This window comes from Deltaproteobacteria bacterium (assembly GCA_020845895.1).
Taxonomy (GTDB): domain Bacteria; phylum Lernaellota; class Lernaellaia; order JACKCT01; family JACKCT01; genus JADLEX01.
The window spans coordinates 1-22895 of record JADLEX010000092.1 but is presented as its reverse complement, the minus strand read 5'-3'; the positions used below and the strand labels follow the sequence as shown (position 1 = coordinate 22895).

21 protein-coding genes are annotated in these 22895 nt (G+C 63.4%); 11 read left to right on the top strand and 10 right to left on the bottom strand.

From position 1 onward, the window contains the following. A partial coding sequence (locus IT350_12135) for a hypothetical protein (protein MCC6158792.1) occupies positions 1 to 1488 on the top strand: 1488 nt, incomplete at its 5' end. A gap of 43 nt (positions 1489 to 1531) precedes the next feature. On the opposite strand, the gene IT350_12130 is transcribed toward IT350_12135, so the two are convergent. The 4 genes from IT350_12130 to IT350_12115 all read right to left on the bottom strand — a co-directional run bounded on the left by IT350_12130 (position 1532) and on the right by IT350_12115 (position 5997). Beyond that, entirely contained in the window at positions 1532 to 2584 is a 1053-nt protein-coding gene (locus IT350_12130; GenBank protein MCC6158791.1) for a hypothetical protein, read from the bottom strand. A 407-nt stretch (positions 2585 to 2991) separates the two neighbouring features. Next, a complete protein-coding gene (locus IT350_12125) occupies positions 2992 to 4014 on the bottom strand; it encodes a hypothetical protein (protein ID MCC6158790.1) in 1023 nt (340 codons plus the stop codon). Positions 4015 to 4311: 297 nt separating this feature from the next. Next, the gene (locus IT350_12120; protein ID MCC6158789.1) at positions 4312 to 5022 is read right to left on the bottom strand and encodes a DUF1566 domain-containing protein; all 711 of its coding nucleotides are present in this window, start codon (positions 5020 to 5022) and stop codon (positions 4312 to 4314) included. 27 nt (positions 5023 to 5049) lie between these two features. After that, positions 5050 to 5997 carry a DNA cytosine methyltransferase gene (locus IT350_12115; GenBank protein MCC6158788.1) on the bottom strand — a complete coding sequence of 316 codons (948 nt, stop codon included), beginning with the start codon at positions 5995 to 5997 and terminating at the stop codon, positions 5050 to 5052. A 117-nt stretch (positions 5998 to 6114) separates the two neighbouring features. Here IT350_12115 and IT350_12110 point away from each other — a divergent pair, with 117 nt between their 5' ends. From IT350_12110 to IT350_12090, 5 genes are all read left to right on the top strand, one after another. Next, positions 6115 to 6567, top strand: coding sequence for an Rrf2 family transcriptional regulator (locus IT350_12110; GenBank protein ID MCC6158787.1), 453 nt, complete (start codon positions 6115 to 6117; stop codon positions 6565 to 6567). 99 nt (positions 6568 to 6666) lie between these two features. Next, complete coding sequence (locus IT350_12105; protein ID MCC6158786.1) at positions 6667 to 7323, top strand: restriction endonuclease; 657 nt, start codon at positions 6667 to 6669, stop codon at positions 7321 to 7323. A gap of 341 nt (positions 7324 to 7664) precedes the next feature. Next, positions 7665 to 8825 carry an SAM-dependent methyltransferase gene (locus tag IT350_12100; protein MCC6158785.1) on the top strand — a complete coding sequence of 387 codons (1161 nt, stop codon included), beginning with the start codon at positions 7665 to 7667 and terminating at the stop codon, positions 8823 to 8825. Positions 8826 to 8844: 19 nt separating this feature from the next. Further along, complete coding sequence (locus tag IT350_12095; GenBank protein MCC6158784.1) at positions 8845 to 9588, top strand: TVP38/TMEM64 family protein; 744 nt, start codon at positions 8845 to 8847, stop codon at positions 9586 to 9588. 192 nt (positions 9589 to 9780) lie between these two features. Further along, positions 9781 to 11880 (top strand): response regulator, encoded by a 2100-nt coding sequence (locus IT350_12090; protein ID MCC6158783.1) that lies wholly within the window; start codon positions 9781 to 9783, stop codon positions 11878 to 11880. Between the two features lie 148 nt (positions 11881 to 12028). Here the strand turns inward: IT350_12090 and IT350_12085 are convergent, their stop codons facing one another. The 4 genes from IT350_12085 to IT350_12070 all read right to left on the bottom strand — a co-directional run bounded on the left by IT350_12085 (position 12029) and on the right by IT350_12070 (position 16613). Next, on the bottom strand, positions 12029 to 12436 hold the full coding sequence (locus tag IT350_12085) for a four helix bundle protein (GenBank protein MCC6158782.1): 408 nt from the start codon (positions 12434 to 12436) through the stop codon (positions 12029 to 12031). A gap of 77 nt (positions 12437 to 12513) precedes the next feature. Further along, positions 12514 to 13632, bottom strand: coding sequence for a DNA polymerase III subunit beta (gene dnaN / locus IT350_12080; protein MCC6158781.1), 1119 nt, complete (start codon positions 13630 to 13632; stop codon positions 12514 to 12516). Positions 13633 to 13948: 316 nt separating this feature from the next. After that, positions 13949 to 15943 (bottom strand): hypothetical protein, encoded by a 1995-nt coding sequence (locus tag IT350_12075; GenBank protein ID MCC6158780.1) that lies wholly within the window; start codon positions 15941 to 15943, stop codon positions 13949 to 13951. Between the two features lie 64 nt (positions 15944 to 16007). Beyond that, positions 16008 to 16613, bottom strand: coding sequence for a hypothetical protein (locus IT350_12070; GenBank protein MCC6158779.1), 606 nt, complete (start codon positions 16611 to 16613; stop codon positions 16008 to 16010). Between the two features lie 544 nt (positions 16614 to 17157). On the opposite strand from IT350_12070, the gene IT350_12065 reads away from it, so the two are divergent. The 5 genes from IT350_12065 to mnmG all read left to right on the top strand — a co-directional run bounded on the left by IT350_12065 (position 17158) and on the right by mnmG (position 21584). Continuing rightward, positions 17158 to 17913, top strand: coding sequence for a hypothetical protein (locus IT350_12065; GenBank protein MCC6158778.1), 756 nt, complete (start codon positions 17158 to 17160; stop codon positions 17911 to 17913). A 46-nt stretch (positions 17914 to 17959) separates the two neighbouring features. Continuing rightward, positions 17960 to 18370 carry a type II toxin-antitoxin system RelE/ParE family toxin gene (locus tag IT350_12060; protein ID MCC6158777.1) on the top strand — a complete coding sequence of 137 codons (411 nt, stop codon included), beginning with the start codon at positions 17960 to 17962 and terminating at the stop codon, positions 18368 to 18370. Next, positions 18340 to 18795, top strand: a complete 456-nt coding sequence (locus tag IT350_12055; GenBank protein ID MCC6158776.1) for a helix-turn-helix transcriptional regulator — start codon at positions 18340 to 18342, stop codon at positions 18793 to 18795. The genes IT350_12060 and IT350_12055 overlap by 31 nt, the downstream gene beginning before the upstream one ends. Next, on the top strand, positions 18792 to 19436 hold the full coding sequence (locus IT350_12050; protein MCC6158775.1) for a hypothetical protein: 645 nt from the start codon (positions 18792 to 18794) through the stop codon (positions 19434 to 19436). The genes IT350_12055 and IT350_12050 overlap by 4 nt, the downstream gene beginning before the upstream one ends. 240 nt (positions 19437 to 19676) lie before the next feature. Continuing rightward, on the top strand, positions 19677 to 21584 hold the full coding sequence (gene mnmG / locus IT350_12045) for a tRNA uridine-5-carboxymethylaminomethyl(34) synthesis enzyme MnmG (protein ID MCC6158774.1): 1908 nt from the start codon (positions 19677 to 19679) through the stop codon (positions 21582 to 21584). Positions 21585 to 21778: 194 nt separating this feature from the next. Here mnmG and IT350_12040 read toward each other — a convergent pair whose 3' ends face one another. Then, positions 21779 to 22132, bottom strand: a complete 354-nt coding sequence (locus IT350_12040) for a DNA-binding protein (GenBank protein ID MCC6158773.1) — start codon at positions 22130 to 22132, stop codon at positions 21779 to 21781. Between the two features lies 1 nt (position 22133). Next, positions 22134 to 22433 (bottom strand): type II toxin-antitoxin system HigB family toxin, encoded by a 300-nt coding sequence (locus IT350_12035; protein MCC6158772.1) that lies wholly within the window; start codon positions 22431 to 22433, stop codon positions 22134 to 22136. Positions 22434 to 22895: the final 462 nt, after the last annotated feature.

The window sequence follows — 22895 nt, the reverse complement described above, 5'->3', positions numbered from 1 at the left end:
GGGGGGGCGGCCGCGCCCGCCCACGGCCAGGAATACAGACCGGCTTTCACGATCGCGGCGTCGTTCGCACGCTTCTTCGGTCCGTCGCTCGCATCGGCGATGGCCGCGCCGATGCTGGCGACGCTCGCGTCGATCCTGCTCGCCTTTGCGCTCGGCCGACGACTCGCGGGCGGCGATCCCATGGGCGGTTGGCTGGCGATGGCCGCGGCGGCTCTCACCCCCGGGATCTACGGCTTCGCGCGGATTTTTTCGCCGTGGGCGATCGCGATCGCGGCGTTCCTCATCCTCGCTCTGGCGCTCGAGCGATATCACCGCAAGGCCGACGCAATCTCGCTCGTGTTGCTCGCGCCGGTCGTGCATCTCGTCCTGGCCGTCGAACAGTACGCCACCGGCCGCTTCTGCGCCCTGGGCGCCGGGGGAGCCGTGGGACTCTTGCTCGTGATCGACCTCACCCGCACGCGGCGCGTCGCGGGCCTTCGCCTGGCGGGTCACGGCGCGTTGCTGGTCGTGCTTTGCGCCTCGGTCGTGTGGGAGTGGTTCCCCCCGGGCCGGTGGACGCGCCTTTTCGGGCACTACGCCGACGCTGTGACCCCGAACGCAACCGCGACCGGTTCTTTCAGCGGGCTGTTCGATTATGTGAAGGACCTTTGGTACAACCTGCTGCATCCGGTCGGCGTGGCGATCTTCGGGACGTTGCTCGCGTGGTCGATCCTCGCGCGGCGCGGGAAACCCGCGGCGCGGCCATGGGCGGCGGCCCCGATCCTCGCGCTCGCCGTCGTTTCGCTCATCCCCAAGAAGATGCCCTGGTACATCCTGATGCCGTCGGCGCTGATGCCCATCGTCGCGGCGGCGGCGTTGGCCGTTTTCCTGCGCGACGCACCCGTTCGTCGTCGAAATCTCGTTCCGCTCGTGATGGTCTTGGCGCTGGCCGTCCAATACGTTCTGGCCCTGTTCATTCCGTTTCATCAACAACGGATGGAGGCGAACGTCGATCTTTACGAGAATCGAGTCCGGCCTGTCGTCCTCCCCATCGATCGAGTCGGCACGAGCGCCCTGCGGCCCCGCCTCGATCGGTTTTTCCGCTTCCTCGAAAACCGGGAAAATCGTCCAGATCCCGTGCGTCTCGGGTTGCTGATGAGCGAGGGCGACGGCGCGGGCGCGGCGCGGTTCTGGCTGCGCGCGGCGACGGCGTTTCCCCTCGACGTTCATTACGCGGCGTTGCCGAATTCAGGGGATCCGGGCGAGGAATTGGACGCCGTCCTCTTCATCTCCGGACCCTACGGAGACTGGGACCGCCTGCGATCGGACCGGGAGTTTCTGCTGCGGGCTTACCTCCGGGAGACCCTCGACAACGTCAGGTTTCCCGGCGAGTCGCTCGACGAGGAATTCGTCGAGCAGGCCGGCGAGTCTCTCCAGCGACGCATACGACACTGGGATACGATGAACAAAGTGGATTTAGGCAACGGCGTCATGGTCATTCTCCCATGACGGCCCGGAACCATCGACCGGCGAAACCCGTGCGCGTGTCGATTCAGTTTTTGAGGTGCTCGTCGAAGAATTCCACGATGCCCGCCGGGCCGTCGGGGAATCCGTATGGTACGCGCAGCACCGGCACCGACGACGTGGAGAAGTCGTTGATGAGCCCGTGATACGGATACAGCGCCGGGACGACTCCGTCGTAATACGGATCGCTCGGGTTCCCGTTCCACGTGTGCATGTGATCCGAGACATAAGCGGCGAAGCCCGGCTCGATGCGGATCGTCACGTTGCCGTTGGCGCTGCCGCCCGAGTGACCGATCAGTCCGATGTGATCCGCGTCCACGATCGGCAGCGAACGCAGCAGCTTACGGCACACGAGCGTCTCGTAGATCCGCATGTCCGCGAGCGCGAATCCCTTCCGCAAAAAGGCCCGCGACATCTCGTCTTCATGCTCGTCGGCGTCGTCCACGCGAAACGTGGGGATCATCACGACGTAACCACGCCGTGCGTAGTACGAGCCGTAGTAGAAATCGCGAAACGCCTTGGCGTTGTCGCCATGACCGTGCGCCGCGACGATGGCGGGAAATGGACCCGCACCGTGCGGAACGAGCAGCAGAGCCTCGAAAGTGCCGATCAGCGGACCGGAGATGAACAGGCGATACTCGACAAAAAACTTGTTGCGCCGGCTTTGAACATAGGTGGCGACGTGGGCGCGCGCGTCGAGACCCTCGACGAGTTCGCGAATGTTGAGCGCGTCGAGCAGGTGGTCGCGAAGCTCGGCTTCAGGAAGCGGCGCGGTGAGGACCTCCGCGCTTCCCGTCCATGTACTTCGCACGGCCTTTTCGATCTTCGACCAAGGGACCGGTCGAGGTTCGTCCACGGTTCGCAGGAGGAAGACCCGGTAGCCCTGCTCGCAATCCTTCCACATTCTACACGAGATGTTCGCGCCGAACTCGCCTCGATGCGTCAAGTTGACCGGGCGATCCGGCGCGTCGCCGGTGGGAGTGTCCCAGTCCTGCGAACCCTGCCCCGCGAATGCCGCGTTCGCCATCAGCACGCAGGCGAAAACGGCAGCGCACGTCGCGCGTCGGATTCTCGACTTCATTTGGAGCCCATCCCCGATTGTCATGGCATGCACCCGACCGGCATCCCGAACGGGACGCGAATCGACCAAGGATGAGTCTAGGCTCGGTGATTGAAAAATACAAGTCAGAATAACTATTCCATGACCAGTTAGTTCTTGACGGTCACTCTGTGGCGTAAGGCGCGGATTTGCCGGATTAGTTCTTAGTTTCCGGCAGATTTTGGACTATGACCGAGCTGCGCAAGGCCCCAATAACGCGAGAAATGACCGCGTATTTCACGCTCACGCATAAGCCCGGCCAATGACCGATGGACCAACGAACAAAAAAAAAGAGCCCGGCTCTCGCCGGGCGGGGATGGAGGGGGCTTGCGTGCGCCGACCGCTTTCGCGGCCGGTGAAGGACCGCTCTCGCGGCCCGTGTGGCCTTGTCAGTAGACGCTCACCTCGGCCTCGACCTCTACGCGGAAGTCCCGCACGTCGATGTTCACGATCTCGTCCGACACCACGAAGAGGCTGCCGGAGATGTTCGCGCCCTTCACCAGGCGCTCCATGTGACCCTTCAGGGTCTTGAGCGCGCCGTCTTTGAGGGCCGCGGTCGTGTCGATCTTCTCGCCGGGGGCGAGCGTCACGTCGATCAGTGCGTTCGTGTTCACGTCCATCACGTCGCCCATCTCGCCGACGCACCACGTGAACCGTGCGGGCTGCGTGCCGAGGTTTTCGAACGAGCCGGTGACGCCGACGGAGACGATCTCGCCGACGCTGTCCTTGGAGTACCCGGTGATGAGCGACGCGGGGATCACGCGCGTCTTGGCGAAGGCGGGGGTCGCCGTCAGACGCAGATCCTTGGCAAGGATGCCGCCGAGCCCTTCGGCGTACAGGAACACGTGGTACTCGGGCTCGCCGATGTTCGCCGCGAAGTAGTCGGCGATATTCGCCTCGATCTCGGTCGCGCTCTGGTCGAAGCCCGCGCTGTCCGCGAATTCGACTTCCTGATAAGCGGCCAGCGGCAGCGACGCGATCTCGACCGCTTCGTTCTCGCCGGGCGTCGAGGTGGGCGCGAAGAAGACGTACAGGCGTCCCGAACCGCCCTCGGTGTTCTGCACCTTGCCCGCGAGACCGAACACGACCTCTTCGAGGCCGGCGTCGGCCGCCGCGAGGTTTTCGCTCAGCTCGTCCGTCGCGTTGATGCTGACTTCGAGGGGGCCGGTGTTCGGCGCGACGGACTGGTCGGCGATCTCGATGTTGCGCGGCACGCGTTGCGGCGCGCCGTCATAGAAGCCCTGGTAGAAGTCCACGTCCTGCGTGGCCAGTTCCTCGATCGCCTTTTCGAGTTCTCCGCATCCGGTCAAGCCCAATAGGGTGAGCGCGAGCGCGATCGTCAGGATCGCCCGCGATTTGGTTCGGTGCATGCTGCGTCCCATCGTTCCGTCCTCATACAATTCGTAAAACAAGGTGGACTCATCCGTGGTCCGACGGGAGATTGTGCGAGGAGCGTGCCAAGACGTCGCGAGTGAGGGGCGGGGGCGGAAACCCGGAGGGCTCACGTCCGGTAATGGTGCGTAACTATCAGATATATTTGATTATTTTCGCATTCCTGTTCGGACCGAGCAAGTCCGCTGGCCGTCCGCGACCCGTCGGCCGAGCCGGTGGTCAGCCATTACGAAAGGTACGGCATGAGGAAAAATAGAAGATTTAGAATCTTATTCGGAAGAGTGGGATGTGTCGTGCGAGCCGCGCCCGTGTTTCGGCTATCCACGCACGCAGCGGACATAAAGGTAGACGTTATCCCACATCTCCGCCGCGATTTCGGCGTTGGAAAACGAAACGTACCACGTGAACCAACCGTCTTCCGTGAGCGCCGTGTCCGACCAGTACCACGTGCATCTGCCGCTCAGTTCGCTAGGCCAGTAGCAGCCCTGAGTCGGTCCTTCCATGATGTCGTCGCCGTCGCAAGTGTCCCCCGAGTCACAGTCCGAAACGTGGCACTCGTCCGTGACCAAGCAGTCGCCCCCGGTTTCCGTTTCGGCACAACCTCTGATGATCGTCCGCAACTCGCTGATGCCCGGAAGCCGCCAATCGTCGAACCCGCCGAGTTCCAGTGCTTCGCAAAGGCTTTTTGCGTCTTCCCATCCGAGCGCGGGACCGATGTTCGTCGTCTGCCACGTCAACCCTGTCTCGGCGTCGGGCCACGTGTCCTCTTCCCATGACCCTTCGATGTCGATATCGACATCGTCGTCGAGATCATCGTCTACATCGTCGTTGCCGGTGTCGTCATCGTCGTCGACCGCGCCGTCGTTGTCCCCGCCATCGTCATCCGCATCGTCATCGAAATCGAAATCGTCCTCGCCCACGGAATCCGAATCGTCGTCGTCGGAGTCGGACGTGCAGGAAATAAAAGAGATGGTGAGAGCAAGAATGATCGCAAAGACGCGAGTTGGCTCTCGACCGGCGCGACACATCGCAACGCTCTCCTTTACCGTTCACACTTAACTCAATCTTGCCTCTTCACCCGTTCTCTTGGCAATGCTGCTGACAAATCGCACAAGCGCCCGCACCAAGTGCCACGCCAGCACGGGCGGGACCGCGTTGCCGATCGCGGCGGTGCGGCGCGGGACGATGAATTCGTCGGGAAACGACTGCGCGCGCAGCAGCTCGGCCATCGTGAGCGGGCGGTCGAACCACGGATGGATGAGCCGTGGCGCGGCGGAGTCCGCGGCCTTGATCGTGGGGAAGGGTTCGTCGGCAATCACGCGCCGGGCCGACGCGCCGAATTTCGGATGCACGCGCTCGCCCTCGCGCAGTCGGCGATGTCCGCCCATGTGAAACGGCGCGTGGAGATCCGCAATCGCCTCGCGCACCGTGACATGCGACCGCGCGGTGCCGGGGCCGTGCGTGGGCGCGGGAAACGTGAAAGGCTCGGCGTCGCGCACGAGGGCGATGAACAGCCGCCGCCGGTGTTGGGGCACGCCGAAATCCGCCGCGTCGATCACGCGCATCGACTCGACGTAGCCCAGATCCCGCATGGCGTGCAGAAATTCGTCCAGCGCCGGTCGCCCGGCGGCGCGCTCGACGAGGCCCGGGACGTTTTCGACGAGCACCGCGCGAGGGCGGATCGCGTCGATGGCCCTCGCGAGCGCGGGCAGCGCGTTACGCGCGTCGTCGCGGCCGCGTTTCGATCCCGCGGCGGAAAAGGGCTGGCAGGGCGGCCCGGCGATCAAGAGGTCGGCGGCGGGCCAGTCGCGAACGTCCTCGACACGCGCGTGCGTGACCGGGCCGAGGTTTTGGCGATAGATGGCGCACGCCGCCGCGTCGGCATCGACGGCGATGACATTTTGCGTCGCGAGGCGGGCGTACCTGCGGCCGAGAAACACGAAGTCGCCCCGCGCCCCGAGGTCGAATCCCCCGCACCCGCAAAACAGGCTCGCCACGCGCACCGCTCGCTCCTTTTTTTTCGGCTCTCACCCTTCGCCGGGTGAACGCGCGTTCGGAACGGGTCGCGGCGCGCCGTGGCGCGTCTTGCCTAACTCCTAGTCACGCACTAGGATATCGCCATGAAGCTTTCCAAGAAGGGCGTTTACGCGCTGCGGGTGCTGCGTCATCTGGCCGAGAATTACGGAACGCAGCCGCTGTCGGCCTCGAAGCTCGCCGAGCGCGAGCACATCCCCGGCAAGTACCTGGAGCAGGTGCTGACCACGCTGCGCAAGCAGGGCCTGCTGGTCAGCGAGCACGGCAAGGACGGCGGCTACACGCTGCGCCTGCCGCCCGAGCAGACGACGCTCGGCAACATCATCCGCGCGGTGGACGGCCCGCTCGCGCCCATCGCGTGCGCCAGCCGCACGCAGCCCCATCAGTGCCCCGACTGCCCGTTTCCCTACGAGACCTGCTGGCTGCGCCACCTGATGCTGCGCGTGCGCGACAACATCTCCGCCGTGCTCGACCAGGAAACGCTGGCCGGCATGGTGGCCGCCGGTAAGACGCCCGCACCGCGCCGCGCGAAGCGCTGAGGGGTCGATGCCCGCCCTTTCGCGGTGAATGCGTCCGCGCATCGACCCGGGAAGCGCGGCGTGATAGCGTGCGATTCTTGAGAGGCATGGAGGATTTTGGTGGCGCGACAGGAGCTGACCGAGGAAGCCATTCGGACGGAAGCCGTGCGTTTCGCTGCCGAGGAAAGCGAACTCGCGGAACCGAGTCTCTATGGCGTCACCGACGGCAAAGCAGTCGGCACTTATCTGGAGCAGAAATTCCGCGCCCGACTGGCGACCCGATACGTTTTTCGCGAAGGCAACTCGGCGAAGGGGATCGATTTTCCAGACATCGGCGTCGACATCAAGGTCACCAGCTTTCGCCAGCCGCAGTCTTCGTGCCCTTTCAAGTCACCCCGGCAAAAGGTCTTTGGACTCGGCTATTCGTTGCTCGTTTTCGTTTACGAAAAAGTCGATGACGCCCTACGTCGAACCGCCCGGCTCGACATCAAACACACGATCTTCGTGAACGCCGACGCAAACGGCGACTACACCATGACGCGCCGCCTGCGCGAGATGGTGGCGGACGCGGCCAATATCGAGGATATCGTTGCGTTTCTCGGCGATCGAAACCTTCCTCTGGACGACATCGGCGCGCGCGAACTGGCCAAGGAGATTTTCGATTCGCCGCCGCGACTGGGTTACCTGACCATCTCCAACGCGCTCCAGTGGCGACTTCAGTACGGCCACGCCATCGCCGAGGCCGGTTTGGCCGAAGGGGTACTTAGGCTCTCGTGATGGAAAATCGCAACCCCCAACGAATCGAATACGGCGATTGGCAAACGCCGCTGGAGCTCGCCCGGGCCGTCGCCAGCCTTCTGTTTTGCCAAACCGTCCGCCCGGCGTCCATTCTGGAACCCACTTGCGGGCAAGGCTCATTTCTCCTCGCCGCGGCGGAATCGTTCCCGGGAATTCCTCTACACGGCTACGAAATCAATCCTGGATACGTCGAGGCGTCCCGGCGCGCCCTCGCCGAACGCCCGTGCGAAATCCACGAGGCGGATTTTTTTCGGTGGCCGTGGGAAACTACGGTCCGCAATCTCCCGGAGCCTATCCTCGTCGTCGGCAACCCTCCGTGGGTGACGAGCGCGGGCCTCGGCGTCCTGGGGTCTATCAACGCGCCGATCAAATCCAACTTCAAGAAGCACTCCGGCCTCGACGCCATCACGGGCAAGGGAAATTTCGACGTTTCGGAGTGGATGATTCTCCGACTGCTCGGTGCGCTCGCCGGCCGCCGGTTTACGTTGGCGATGCTGTGCAAGTCCGCCGTCGCGAGGCGCGTTCTGGAGTTCACGGCGAGCAACCGCGTTCGAGTCCACGGCGCGGTCTATCGAATCGATGCCATGCTGCACTTCGACGCGGCGGTCGATGCCGTGCTGATGCGGCTAGACTCCGACCAAACCGGTCTCGGCGGTGACGCCGAATCCGATGCGGTCGTCTGGCCCGTCTTCGACCGGCTCGACGCCACGAACTCCGTCTCCGAAATGGGCGTCATCGGAAACCGGCTGGCCAGCGACGTCGCCGCATATCGGCGCACACGGCATTTGGAGGGACACACGCGGCCTGAATGGCGATCCGGGGTGAAGCACGACTGCGCCCGCGTGATGGAATTCGAACGCCGCGACGGGACATGGATCAATGGGTCGGGCGAGGTCGTCGATATTGAGGACGAATACCTCTTTCCTTTGGTGAAGGGGTCCGATCTCGCGAACGGGAAGGCGAACGCCCGGCGCGCCGTGCTGGTCACACAGCAGTATCCCGGCGACGACACCTCGCGCATCGCCCGGAACGCACCAAAAACCGCGAACTATCTCGCGGCGAACGACTCGGTTCTGGCCGCACGAAAAAGCGCCATCTACGCCCGCCAGCCCCGCTATGCGATCTTCGGAATCGGGGATTACAGCTTCGCCCCCTTCAAAGTCGCAATCTGCGGTCTCTACAAAAAGCTGGCTTTCACCGTCGTCGGAAATGTAAACGGCAAACCCGTCATGGTGGACGACACCTGCTATTTCCTGCCCTATGCAAACGAGGACGACGCAATCGCCGCACGCGAAGCGCTGAGCTCCGCGACCGCGCGGGAGTTTCTCGAAGCGAGAATCTTCTGGGACTCGAAGCGACCGATCACAAAGTCGATTCTCCAGTTTCTTGATCTGGACGAATTGCTGGCCGACCTGGGCTTGGTTCACGAACGCCGTCCGTCTTCGGGTCCAAAGCAACAATCCTTGGGTTTTCAGGTTTGATCCCACCGCCGGATCGGACGTGTCCATAATGCACGCCCTTTCGCTGCGCGATCACCGGGTCAAGGCCGCCGTGGCCGCGCTCGCGCTGGGGTGCGGCATCGCGCTTTTTTGGCTCACGCCCGCCGCGACGTGGCTCTCCGACATCGTCGGGTGGATCCGCGGGCAGGGCGTGCTGGGCGCCGTCGTCTTCGTCGCGCTTTACGTGATCGGATCGGTGCTGATGGTACCCGGCTCGGCGCTCTCGCTGTCGGGCGGATACATCTACGGCGTCGTCTGGGGCAGCGTGCTCGTCTCGATCGCGGCCACCATCGGGTCGTCGTGCGCGTTTTTCGTCGGTCGCTATATCGCCCGCGACTGGGTCAAGGCCAAGGTCGCCCACGATCCTCGCTTTGACGCCGTGGACCGCGCGGTCGGCGAAAAGGGTTTCACGGTGGTGCTGCTCGCGCGGCTGTCGCCGGTGCTGCCGTATATCCTGCTCAACTATTTTTTCGGGCTTACGAAGGTGCGGTTTCGCGATTACGTCGCCGCGACCTGCATCGGCATGATCCCGGTGCTGATCCTGATCGTTTACACCGGAAGCCTGCTCACGTCGTTGACCGAAGCCGCGACGGGCCGTGCTCGCCCCCCCGCGCAGACGGCGGTGTTCGTCGGCGGATTCCTGCTGACCGTGGCGTTCGTTACGTGGATCGGCCGCTTCGCGGTGCGGGCATGGAAGAAAGCCATGGACGGCGTGGGCGAAAACGGCAAGGGCACGATCTCCTAACACACGGGAACTCCACGGCTTTTCGCCAACTCGGGCTCAGTTTTCGTCCCAGCCGACCGGCATTTCGTCTTTGACGGATTATCGCCGAAAGATGACATTGCTCACGCTGCGGATTTTGAGACTCGATATCGCTCCAGAACCCTCATGTTTTCGCCGATAAACGATGTGGGAGTCGTGTTTTCGGGGGGATTGGTGCGCGCCGAGATCGCCGACAAACTGCCGGATCCGCCGCCGAGATTGCCCGGGGACCGCCGGCGGTCCGTGCGGACGATCCTGCGCCGCCCCATGAACGGGCTGCGCCGGGCCCGGCACGCGATCGTCGAGGACGCGCGCGATTTCGCCTCCCTGCGCATCGGCGCACGCATCTACATCGTCCTGCTCGTGGCGGCGGGCGCGGCGGCCACCGTCGCCGCCCTTGCGTATCCCCTGCGCCACGAGCCCAACGTCGCTCTGTTCATCTACTTCGGCTTCGCCCTCGTCACGGCGCTCTTCGTCGTCAAGATTCCATACACCAACGTCCACTTCTCGGTGGACACGGCGTTCGTCTTCTCGATCCTGATCCTGTTCGGCCTGTGGCCCGCCCTGATCGCCGACATGACGGGCAAGCTGCTGCTCTCGTTGCGCGGCGGCAAGACCGGGCGGCTGTTCAAGGCGCCGTTCAATATGGCCTCGGGCGGGCTCGCGGTCTTCGCGGCGTTCCTGGCTTTCGACCAGATTCTCCCGCTGGCCGCGCGGCTCGAGAGCTCGGGCTACGTCGTCCCAATCCTCGTGATGGTCGGCGTTTATTACATCGTGAACACGGCGTCGGTGGCCGCGGGAATCTGTTTCGTCACCGGCGACCGCTACATCCCCTTCTGGGTGAAAAACTTCCTGCCCACGGGAGTGGGTTTCCTCGCCTCGGGGTCGATCGCGACGCTCATCATCATCCTCGACCGCGCCGGCGGCCCGCTGGGATTCATGGTCACCATCCCCTTCGTGGGCCTCGTCTGGTTCACGCAGAAGATGTACCTGCGCAAGGAAGAAGACGCCCGCGCCTACATCAACGGGCTGGAGAGCATCAACCGGCAGCTCCAGACGGAGATCGACGAGCGCCGCCGCGCCGAGGCCGACCGCGACCGGTTCGAAAAACAGCTCCTGCAGGCGCAGAAGATGGAGGCCATGGGCCGACTCGCCGGCGGCGTGGCGCACGACTTCAACAACCTGCTCACGGGCATCCTGGGCTATGCGACCATGGCCCGTGACGCCTTTGACGACGAGCACGTCGGCCGCGGCTACGCCACCGAGGTCATGAAGGCCGCCAACCGCGCCGCCAATCTCACGCGCCAGCTCCTCGCGTTCAGCCGGCGGCAGGAGATCCAGCCCCGCGTGCTGAACTTCAACTCCATCATCGCCGACGCGCACAAGATGCTCGCGCGCATCATCGGCGAGGATGTCGCCATCGACATCTCCCCCTCGGACGACCTCGCCAACGTCAAGGCCGATCCGGGCCAGATCGAACAGGTCCTCGTCAACCTGCTCGTCAACGCGCGCGACGCCATGCCCGGCGGTGGCGCGGTGCGCGTGTGCACGTTCAACGCGACGCTCGACGAGGAGTACCTGCGTCACCACCTCGGCGTGGCGGCGGGCGACTACGTGGTCATCGAGGTCGCCGACACCGGCACGGGCATGGACGAAGAAACGCGCAAGCGCATCTTCGAGCCGTTCTTCACCACCAAGCCGGTCGGCAAGGGCACGGGCCTCGGCCTGTCCACCGTGTACGGTATCGTGCAGCAGAACCGCGGGCACATCGAGGTCGAGTCCGCCCCCGGCGTCGGCACCACGTTCCGCATCTACTTCCCGCGCGCGGGCAGCGAGATCGAGGAACGCATGGAGATGGCGTCGCTGTCCGGCCTGCCGGGCGGAACCGAGACGATCCTCGTCGTCGAGGATGAAGACGCGCTGCGCAAGCTTGAATGCCTGATCCTCACGCAGCGCGGCTACCGCGTGATCGAAGCCTCGAACGGGCAGGAAGCGCTCAACCTGTTGCGCGCGCGTAAGAACGACATCGACATGATCCTGTCCGACGTGGTGATGCCGCACATGAACGGCAAGGAACTCGCCGCCCGCGCCCGCATGGTGCGGCCGGGCCTGCCGGTCGTGCTGATGACAGGTTATACGAAAGACACCATCGAGACCTACGGCATCACCGAGGGCGAGATCCCCGTGGTCGCCAAGCCGTTCACGAATGAGCAACTCACGCACGCCGTGCGTAATGCACTCGACGAGGCCAAGGCCGAATCCGACGTGGCGTGAGGAATCGGCGTCGGCACCCAACATTCATTTGGGTTCTGACAAGCTCCGTTCGCCCGGTGAGGGAATGGCGAATGAAGAATGAGGAATGGAGAGTTCCGAAAAGAGGAATGGAGAGTTCCGAAAAATGGTGAAGATCTGCACGTGGCGATCAGCTCTTTGACTCGCGATTTTTCGACGAAGAGGCGTTACGAACGATCGTAGTCAGAATCGCGATCAATTCGTCGGCTTCCTGCGTTAACGGTCCCAATCGATCGGCCGGCGCAGCGGAAGACGCCGCCAATAGTCTCAGCCAATAGTGTGTCTCTCGGGCTTCCTTGAGCGAGATCGCGCACTTGGATATGAAGTCGGCTTTGCTTTGACCAGCGCAAGCCTCTTCCAGATTTGCGCCAATCGACGTTCCCGAACGGAGAATTTGCGTGGAGAGTGAACGAGCGACTCCGCCTGTTGTCTGCAGATAACGATACAAAGTCACGATCCGCAGCGCGAAATCGAACGATCGAGTCTGGATGTCTCGCGGAGAAGTTTCCTTTTGCTTCGGGTTATCCGACGTCGGCAACTTTGGATTGCCTCTCACTTCGCAGGCGCCATGCCGGGGTTTTCCCCATTCTTCATTCCAAATTCCACATTCCTCGGCTACAGCCGCATCGGCATGATGACTTCCTGATAGCCCGCCTCCGACGGCGCGCGCAGCAGCACCGGCGAGTGCTGATCCGAGAACGACAGGCTCGCGTCCTCGTCCTTGATGATCGCCAGCGCGTCCAGGAAATATCGCGCGTTGAATCCGATCTGGAATTCCTCACCGTCGTAGCCGACCGTCAGCTCTTCCTTGGCTTCGCCGAGATTGGGATTGTCGCACGAGACCTCGAGCAGTTTTTTCGCGAGCGAAAAACGCACCCCGCGCCCGAGTTCCTCGGCCATGATGGCCACGCGGCGCAGCGCGGCGTGCAGGTCGTCGCGCGCGCAGGTCACCACGCGCTGATTGTTTTTGGGAATCACCGAGGAAAAATCGGGGAAGTTTCCCTCGATCAATCGGATGATGTAGAGCACCGCGCCCTTGCGGACGATGACGTTGCGTTCGGAGACCTTGATGAGGATGTTGCCGTCCTCGCCCTCGACGAGCTTGCGCAGTTCGGCGACGGCTTTGCGCGGCACGATGACGCCGGGTTTGACGGAGAGGCCGCAGCCCTCGGGCAATTCTTTTTCGCACATCGCGAGACGATGACCGTCGGTGGCCACGGCGCGCAGCGTCGACTTGTCGCCCAACGTGCCGGTTTCGAGAAAAACGCCGTTGAGATACGGCCGCGTTTCATCGGCGCCCACCGCGTGCGAAACCATCTCGAACATGTCCGCGATCGCCGACGCGGGGATCTCCTCGAACTTTTCGTTTTCGTAGTCGGGCAGGATCGGGTACTCCTCGTCGGGAAGACCGAGGATGCGAAAGCGCGATCGCCCGCTTGTGATCTCCACCGAGTTGTTCGCCGCAACCTTGACGGCGACCTCGCCGGCGGGAAGCTCGCGCACGATCTCGAAGAGCTTCTTGGCGTTGATCGTGATGGAGCCGGCGTCCAGGACCTTCGCTTCGTGAAGGCCCTTCACGCCGACCTCGAGATCGGTGGCCGTGATCCGCAGGGCATCGCCCTTGGTCTCGAGCAGCGCATTCGCCAGAATCGGCAGCGTGGTGCGCTTCTCAATGACGCTCTGAACGCGGGACAAGCCGTGAATGAACTCGTCCTTGGCGATGACGAACTCCATGGGCGCGACTCCGTTTTCGGGTTCCGAAGGCGAATAGGGGCTTTATTTATAAGAAACTTCGTCGCAGTCGTAAAGCCTGTGAAGTCCGGGGATAGCTCGCGCAAGTGCGCGAGGGCACGGCGCTAGTTGCGTGGACAAGGCTGTCCGCAAAAAAGGGGAAGAATCGGGCGCAAAAGGGGACAATTTTTTTTCCACAGGGTGCGGACAGGCGCATCCACGCACTTGCGGACAGGGTTGCGAACAGCCCTCACCCCGTCTCGCTTCGCTCGCCACCCCTCTCCCGCCGGGCGGGAGAGGGGTCGGGGGTGAGGGTCGCTCACCGCTCCAAACCGATCGTGAACTCGCTCCCGGGATTTTCGATGCGGATGAAACCCGCGCGCACGTCGTCGTTCGTGAACGAGTCGACGACGCGTCCGTCCGACGTTTTCAGATCGACGAACGAGTGCCACTTGAGCACGATGTCGCCGGTTGTCGGATCGGGTTTGACGTTTTTCAGCGACAGGTAGCCGAAGTCGTACGTGAGATCGCCCGAGCCGCGCAGGAACCATCCGCCGGGTTGCGTGTATTCGAAGACGCCGAAGCGGCCGAACTCGCCGTGGTCGACCACTCGACCCTTGGTGAGCTTGACCAGTTCCTTGAGCCGCTGCGGTTCGGTCACGACAAACCAACGCACGTTGAAGGTTTCGGCGATGCGCTCGAAGTCCTGTAGTTGGTAACGAAGCTCGACCGGCAGGCGGAATTGCTCGCAGTACTTGGAAAAGCCGGGACGAAGCAAAAGGTTGAACTGAAAATTGATGTCGTTTTGTTTGAAAAAAACGCCATCGAAAGGGCCGTTGATGAGCGGGCGTCCGCTGTCGTTGTGAAAGCGATAGTGCAGGTTGTTCGTGTGCATCGAGTGTTCGAGGAATGCGCGACCCTCGCCGCGTGAATGGCGCTTGATGTACAGGGCGGCGCGGCGCATCTCCGCAAGTGGGAGTGTGTTCATCTCCTTCATTAAAAAAGCGATGGGCGGCGTCTCGGTTCGCCATTTCATCTGCATGAACGCGCGGTATGAACCCATCCAACCGTACCACGCCACGAACGGGATCATCAGCGCGGCAGCGCGTTTGAGGCGCGAGGCGAGGCGCCAATCGGGCCAAGCGCGCTGGGCTTCCATCGCCATGGCGCAAAGGACGGAGACGAAGAGCAGCAGGTTGATCTCGTATCGCGCGGAGTGCAGCCCGGGGAAATAATCCCCCGAGGCGATGAGGCCGATCATGTAAGCCAGCGAAAGCGAAATGACGATCGCGTTGCGGCGATAAGGCGCGCGCGTGCGGATGGAGTGGACCGCTCCGGCGACGCCGAAGCTCCACAGGAGCAGCCGGTAGAGCAACAGGATGAGCGCGATGATCCACGGCCAGGCGGTTTCGAACTGAAGAAGAAACTCGAGGCCGTGAAAAAAACGATTGAAAGAGAAATCGAGAATGTCCCTATAGTCGAAATAAGGTCCGATCCAGAACCAGTTGGCCGCGAGGGCGAGGCCGATGAGCCCCGCGAGCACGGCGATCTTGCGCCGGTCGGCCAGCAGCTCGCGGCGATAGACGAGCACCGAGATCAGGCACGGGCCCATCAGGATGAAGACGGCGGTCTTGTGGATCACCGGCGCGAGGGGAAGGATCAGCAGCGCCGGTCGAATCCATCGGTCGCCCGCGAGCCAGTTGGCGAAGACGCCGAAGGCGTACACGCACACCCCCGCCACGAGCACGGCGATGATCATGCCGACGACGAGAAAAAAGATGCCGAAACCGCAGCAAAAACCGACGAGCGAAAAGAACAGGCCGAACAGCGCGGCCCGGCGCGGCACGCCGAACTCGCGCATGCCCAGATACACGCACGTCGGCACCGCGAAAGCCGTGATGACGACCATGTAGTAGAGGAGCTGCCAGGGAGCGACGCGCGGAAACAGGATCGCGATGAGGTGGAGGGCGACGTTGCTGTTCCACGGGAATGGATCGGCGTAACCGGCGAGGTACTGCGGGACGTAGCCCCACATCATCCCGGTGTTCTTCCATAGGTTCATGGCCTGATCGATCAGGCATTCGAGCGGAACGAAATCGATGTGGTAGAAATGGATGGGCCGCAGCAGGTTGTGCGGCATCGGGATCGGCACCGACGCCACCACGCACCCCGCGACGAGCAGCCCGATCGCGACGGCGAGGCGGCCGGGCTCGCGCGGCCCCTCACCCCGTCCTTCGGCCTCCCCTCTCCCTTCGGGCGGGAGAGGGGCCGTGGGTGAGGGAATCCTCGCGTCCTCGCCGGGTTCAGTCGTCATGGACTTTCGGGTGTGAACGAGTCCGCGCGAAAGATCAAGACGGGGAGCGAGGGGGATAGCGGGTTCACGCCCGCGCGAGCGAGATCATCCAGAGCGCGTAGCTGGTGACGAAGAGGAACCCCCACAACACGGCGGGTCGGCGGAAGAATTCGTCGGTGGGGCCGAAGGCACGGAAGATGAACCCGACGACCGAGGCGATCCAGCCGAAGAAGGCGAGGACCGCGAGCGACGACCACGCGGGCTTGGGTCCGACCGGCGACTTGAGGATGGCGAGCTCGCGCATCTGCGCCTCGGGTCCGCTCCCGGGTCGCGCGGCCTCGGCGGTCAGACCGACGAGGCGGGAGATCTCGTTGTCGCACTGCGCGATGATCTTCTGGCCGGGCACGGTCAGCCAAGTCGCGGCGTAAAACCCCGAACGCAGGACACGCCACGCGCGCAGGGCCGTGTCGAGGTCTCTTTCGTATTCGCTCGTGTGCGCGATATCGATCAGGCTCGCCGCGGCTTCGCGCACGGTGGGGCTGCCGGGCAGATACCAGTGGAGGGAACGGTCGTACGCGGTGATGGCTTCGGTGATGTCGCCAGCGGCCAGCGACTCGCGCGCCTTGGCGTTTTCGCGCACGCCACCGACATACACGCGGGCGGCAGCCATCGCGAGCACAAGAAGAGCCACGGAAACGACGCGTAAAACGCGCAAGGCCCCCACCCCCGTTTCGCCCGTCATACTACCGGAAACCTTTCGCGTCGTTCAAGAGGAAAATTTCACTGGAATATCAATAGGTTGCGAACGACATCCACAGGGCGCGGGCCGATTTCCGCCCATTTCCAACAAGCGTGGAACCGGCACCCTCGCCCACATCTGGTCGTGTAGCGCGGGCGCCATCGCTGACATCGGTTTCGTTGTGGACCCGGCCGAGGGCTTGTCCGACGAAGCCTCGCGAAGTCCGGCGGCCGGGCCACTCGACATGAACGCGCCTGACCAACAACCAAAAGCCGGCGCCCAACACCCAATAGCCAAAAACCAACGACCGACAACCTTAGATCATTTAACGATCATAAACCGAAAGTCGAATTTTCGCCACCGACCTCATCCATCGCCGCACAGCCTCTTGCCGGCTGGATTTTTCCCTCGACAATTCACCCGGATACACCTTAGAATGAGCTTGGCGTCGCGCGGATCGTAACTCGAAGCGGTCCGGACGGCGCGAGGGGGAAGTTTGCGTCAAATCTCGGGAAAAACGACGGCGATTCTGATGCTGGTCGTGCTGATCGGCGTTTGGGGGGCCGTGTCGGTTTCGCCCGCCGCGGCGCAGGTCGCCCGAATGCCCCGGCAGGGCGGGCCGATGGCGCAGTCGGTCACGGGGTTCATGCAACTCACGCTCGGCCTGACCGCCTTGCCTGCGTTCGAGACCACCGCCGACGCGCAGACCGAGGGCGTTGACGTGCAGGAGTCGAACGTCAGCGCGAACATTCCCGGTTGGTCGGCCCTCATCACGCTGATTCCGACGTGGGGGTTGAACGGTGTCGAGTTCGGCGCGGGATACGAAGCGACGGGCGGCGAGATGACGCTCGCCGTGGACGATGGGGGCGTGGTCGAGGACGCCGATGCGACGTTTACCCTGTCCAACTTCACGATCCGCACGGGATACGTGCGTTATTTCGGCGATCTCGACTGGCATCCCTACATTCTGGGCGACGTGGCGGTGACGTGGGAGACGATGCGCCTGGCCGCGGACTACGAAAACGCGGGTGACGAGATCGGCGACTCGAAACTCATGACAGGCCTGGTCGGCCTGGGCTTCGGGTCGGTGTGGGAGATTTCGAGCGGCGTGATCGGGTTCGAGACCCGCGTGGATTACTGGCCCTTCCCGGCGCGCCACGACTTTCCGTCTCCGTCGGGTCGCTATGACCTCGAAGTCAGCCGACCGCTGCTCGTCAAGGTCGGCTTCGTCCTCGCGATCGGGCGGTTGTGAACGGGCGCGATTTGTCGCTTGACTTTCGTTTAGCCGGGACTTAACATTGCAGCGAAGGATCGAGCCGATCATTGAATGTCTGGGACGCTGTCTGGTGGTGGCGCACGCCGCAGGCCATTGCGGCGAAGCCGCGGCGCGCGAATACCTGATTGAACTGGAACGCGAACCCAACCATCGGGCCGATCTGGTCAAGCTGATGAGACTTTTCTCGCGGTTGGCGGAAACAGGATCGATCTCAAATCGCGAGCATTTTCGCAAGGTTGAGGGAAATATTTTCGAATTCAAAGCATTCCAACGGCGGGTTTTGGGGTTTTTCGGAAACCTGCCGGACGGGCGGCGATCGTTTTTGTTGACGAATGGTTGCACGAAGAAGAGAGATGACCTGCCGCCCGAGGTCATCGACCGGGCTCGGCGCGTGATGCGCGAGTGGCTGGAAATCTTGGAGAGTCAGCGATGAAGACGGAACTTGAGCGACGTTTGCAGAACCCCGAATTTACGAAGCTTTTCGTTCAGGAAGGACTGCTGATCGACGTTCTGGAGAAGATCAGCGATTGGATGGATGAACGAGGGATCAAGCAAGTTGATCTGGCGAGCCGGCTCGGGGTCAGCCGATCGGCGGTCAGTCAACTCCTGAGCGGGCGCGACATTGCCGGTCGGGACATGAAGCTCAAGACCATCGCCGACGTGGCGCACGCACTGGGGGCGGAACCCGTTTTCCGGCTTCGCGAGGTTCGCTCCGCCGAATACGCCCCCGCTGCGGAGACCGAGAATGTGATCGAACTGAAAAACTGGGGTCGCGGCGCCCGGCTTCCGATTCGAATCGCCATCGAAGGCGCAACCGACGAATTAGCCGTGGAAGCGGTCGCGGAGAATATGGCGTGAAGGGACGAAGCGCGCGAAGTCGGGACGCGGAGGAAAAGAGAGCGGACGCGCCGTCGCCGCATGTCCCGCTGTGGGCGATTGTCGAGTTGGTCGACATTCAGTTGGTCGATCTGCGTGCCGGGACACGCTGGCGTGCGGACGGTTTGCCGGACGAGGCGCCTCTGCTGAACATGACCACGCACACGACATCGGAACTGGTCGCGGGAGCGCCGCGTTTGTCGGCCACGATTCGGTTCTGTTTGCATAGCCGGTCAAATGGCGCGACGCAGGCCGCTGAAGGCGGCGAACAGATCGAGGATTCCGACTTCTTTCTCTCGGCGACGTATCGCGCGCTTTATCAATATCCGCCCGGTTATGAAGTGGATGACGCCGAGTGCCGCGATTTCGAGAGCCGCAACGTGCCCTTCAATGTCTATCCGTATTGGCGCGAATTGGCGCATTCCACCTGCACGCGAATGGAACTGCCGGTCGGGCACCTTCCTTTATTCCGGATGAAGCCGCCCGCGCGCCCGGTGAATCCCGTCGAAACGCCGACCGGAGCGGTTTCCATTCCGAACGCCAAGGGCGGAGCGCCTGTTTCACGTGAAACAGTGCCCCCGAAAAGTCCACGTGAGACTCCGCGCGGGCGGCGTAAGAAATAGCCCCCCGGACCCCTCCTCATTGTTTCACGTGAAACAATCCGCCTGAACGCCGCCCCCCGTGGTCCGGATCTCTCGGACCTCCCGCCATGATGCCGCTCGTTCCCCCGAACCCGGAAACGTGGTAATCCCCGCGCTTCCGGAATACCGCACAGCCGAGGGCGGCTGTGCCACATGACCTGACTTGGGCCGAGTCGGGGGCCGCGTGGACGCGGTTGCATCATCCTCGGTTGGGAGCGCGTGTTGCTGACCCTCGAATACGAACTCATCGTCGTCGGCGCAGGACATGCCGGCATCGAGGCCGCCCTCGCGGGGGCGCGGATGGGCGCGCGCACGCTCCTCGTCACCATCGACCTCGACCGCACCGCGCAGATGAGCTGTAACCCGGCCATCGGCGGGCTTGCCAAGGGCCACCTCGTGCGCGAAATCGACGCCCTCGGCGGTGAAATGGGCCTCGCGGCCGACGAAACCGGCATCCAATTCCGCCGTCTCAACACCGCCAAGGGTCCCGCGGTCCGCAGCCGCCGTTGCCAGTCCGACATGGCCGCCTACGTCCGACGCATGAAGCGCGTCCTGCTCAACACGCCGAACCTTGACCTGAAGCAGGACACGGCGGAGGCGCTCATCGTCGAGGGCGGCGCGGTCCGCGGCATTGTCGGCCGATTCGGCGTGACGTATCGCGCCCGCGCGGTCGTCCTGACCACCGGCACGTTTCTGGCCGGGCGCGTGTTCATCGGCGAGTCGACCTACGGCGCGGGGCGATTCGGCGATCCGCCTTCGAACGAGCTCGCCCGGTTCCTGCGCGAGGACCTGCGCCTGCCGATGGGTCGGCTCAAGACCGGCACCCCGGCCCGCCTCGCCGCGCGCACCATCGACTTTTCGCGTCTCGAAGACCAGCCCGGCGACGAAACGCCGCTGCCGTTTTCGTTCCTGAACGACCGGATCGACACCGAGCAGGTTCCCTGCCACATCACCTGGACCAACGACGCCACGCACACCGTCATCCGTGACAACATCGGTCGCTCGCCCCTTTACGGCGGCAAGATTCGGGGCGTTGGGCCGCGCTACTGCCCGTCCATCGAGGACAAGGTGGTGCGTTTCGCGGACAAGGAACGTCACCAGATCTTTCTGGAACCCACGACGCGCGTCGGAGACGAGTACTACCCCAACGGCATGTCCACCAGTCTGCCCTACGACGTGCAGCTCGCGTTCCTGCGAACGGTGCCCGGCCTCGAGCGCGTCGAGATCACGCGTCCGGGCTACGCCATCGAATACGACTTCATCGACCCGAGCGTTTTGCGCCACACGCTGGAGCTGCCCGAGGTGGACGGATTGTTTTTCGCCGGGCAGATCAACGGCACGTCGGGTTACGAGGAAGCCGCCGCGCAGGGTCTCGTCGCCGGAATCAACGCCGTGCGCATGATCCGCGGCGAGGCGCCGGTGATCCTCGGGCGCGATCAGGCGTATATCGGCGTGTTGATCGATGATCTGATTTCCCGTGGAGTTACCGAGCCTTACCGCATGTTCACCAGCCGCGCCGAGTACCGGCTACTGCTGCGCGAGGACAACGCGGACCTGCGCCTGACGCCGATCGGCCGCGAGGTCGGCCTCGTGTCCGAAGCCCGCTGGGAGCGGTTTCTCGCCCGACGCGAACGGATCGAGACCGAAATTGCCCGCCTCGACGCGACGGCGCTGACGCCCTCGGATGCGGTGAACGCGGCGCTCGCGGCGGCCGGGTCCGCGGCGCTCAAGAAACCCGCGAAGCTGGCCGGGCTCGTCACGCGACCCGAGCTTGGATACGCCGGCACGGCCGCGCTCGATTCCGATCGCCCGGATTTGCCGGCTGATGTAATCTCGGAGGTCGAAACGCAGATCGCCTATCGCGGCTACCTGCGTCGCCAGACCGAGGAGGCCGAGCGGCTTCTGTCGTCGGATCGCGTGCGTATCCCCGAAGGATTCGACTTCGACGCGGTCGGCGGCCTGTCGCACGAGATCCGCGAAAAACTCCGGCGCATCCGGCCCGAGACGCTCGGCCAGGTGCAACGCACCAACGGCGTAACCCCCGCCGCAGTCAACGTGATCTGGCTGCACATCGAAAAGACCCGGCGCGCGCGCGGCGAGGCGGCCGAGCCGTTTTTGCGGACGTCTTAGGTCAAAGCGGCGCGAAATTCACAAATAATACGATCATAAACCGAACATGCCGGGTTAAACATGGGCTTTGTCACGCGAATCGTTCGTGACGTCGGCGAGCCGGACGAACGCGATGATTCGCGCCCCGACGGCGTGGTTCCCGACCGGATGAGATGATTCGCACCCCTACGGCGCGGAAGACGAAGATAAATATCTTAGTCCGCGATCAGGACTTCGGCGGGAATTCCCAGGCCCCGGTGAAGCCGGCGGATCATGGAAAGGCTCAACGGACGCCGACGCGACAGAACTTCGGAAACGCGGGCGCGCGAACCGATAAAGGCTTCGAGATCCTTGCGCGCGAGCCCCATCTGCTCCATCCGGAATCGGATGGCATCGATCGGATCGGGAGGGTCAATCGCGTGATGGCGCGATTCCCACGCATCCACCAGCGTGCCGAGCACCTCCAGTTCGTCGAATTCCGGTGTGCGCGGCCGGGCGGACATGAGTTCGGCGATTCGACGCACGGCGCGGCGATGGTCCCGTTCGGTGCGGATGGGTTTGACGTCCATTTCAGATCTCCTTCGCGTCGATCCGGTCGTATTCGGCGTGCGTTCCGACGAACCGGATGAAGACGATTCGCGCGGCGTAGTGAACGGCGACGACGAGTCGGTACTTGTTTCCGCCGATATTGAACACCACTCGATTCTCCGCGAGAAAACTCGCGCTGCGGAAGATCGCTTTCACATCCGCGGGCCCGTTCCAGTCCCGGATGCGAACCTCGCGAAACCAGGCCCTCAGCGGTCCTTCCGCGTCCGCGCATCCGGGCCGCTTCCAGAAATCCGACAGGGCCTTTCGGGCGATCACGCGCATGACATGACGATACCACGCTCCCATTTTGGGATCAACGCTCAATTTTACGGCAGTCGCGGTTTCGAACCGGCGGATTTCCTGATCAATGCACTCACCGGATCGGAGCTTGCCATGACCGTTCGGATGATCGAGTGGAAGGACGGCGCCGTGCTGATGATCGACCAGCGCGTGCTGCCGGGTTTGATGCGCGACGTGCGTTGCGAGACGTAGGGAGAGGTTGCCGAGGCGATCCGCGACATGGCGATTCGCGGCGCGCCCGCCAAACGCATTCGCCCCGATGACGTGGTCCCCCGGCCGGATGCGATGAATCGCGCCCTGCGATTCGTCGTGAGTCGAATCGGCATAGGGGCTCCGAGGAATAGCCTCGGAGTTCCCCTGCCACACCACCGGACAAGCGGGTCCGCATCCGGCGGTTCGGAAAGTTGAGGTCACGCGGCCAACCGGGGAAGCCCCAGCCGGTCG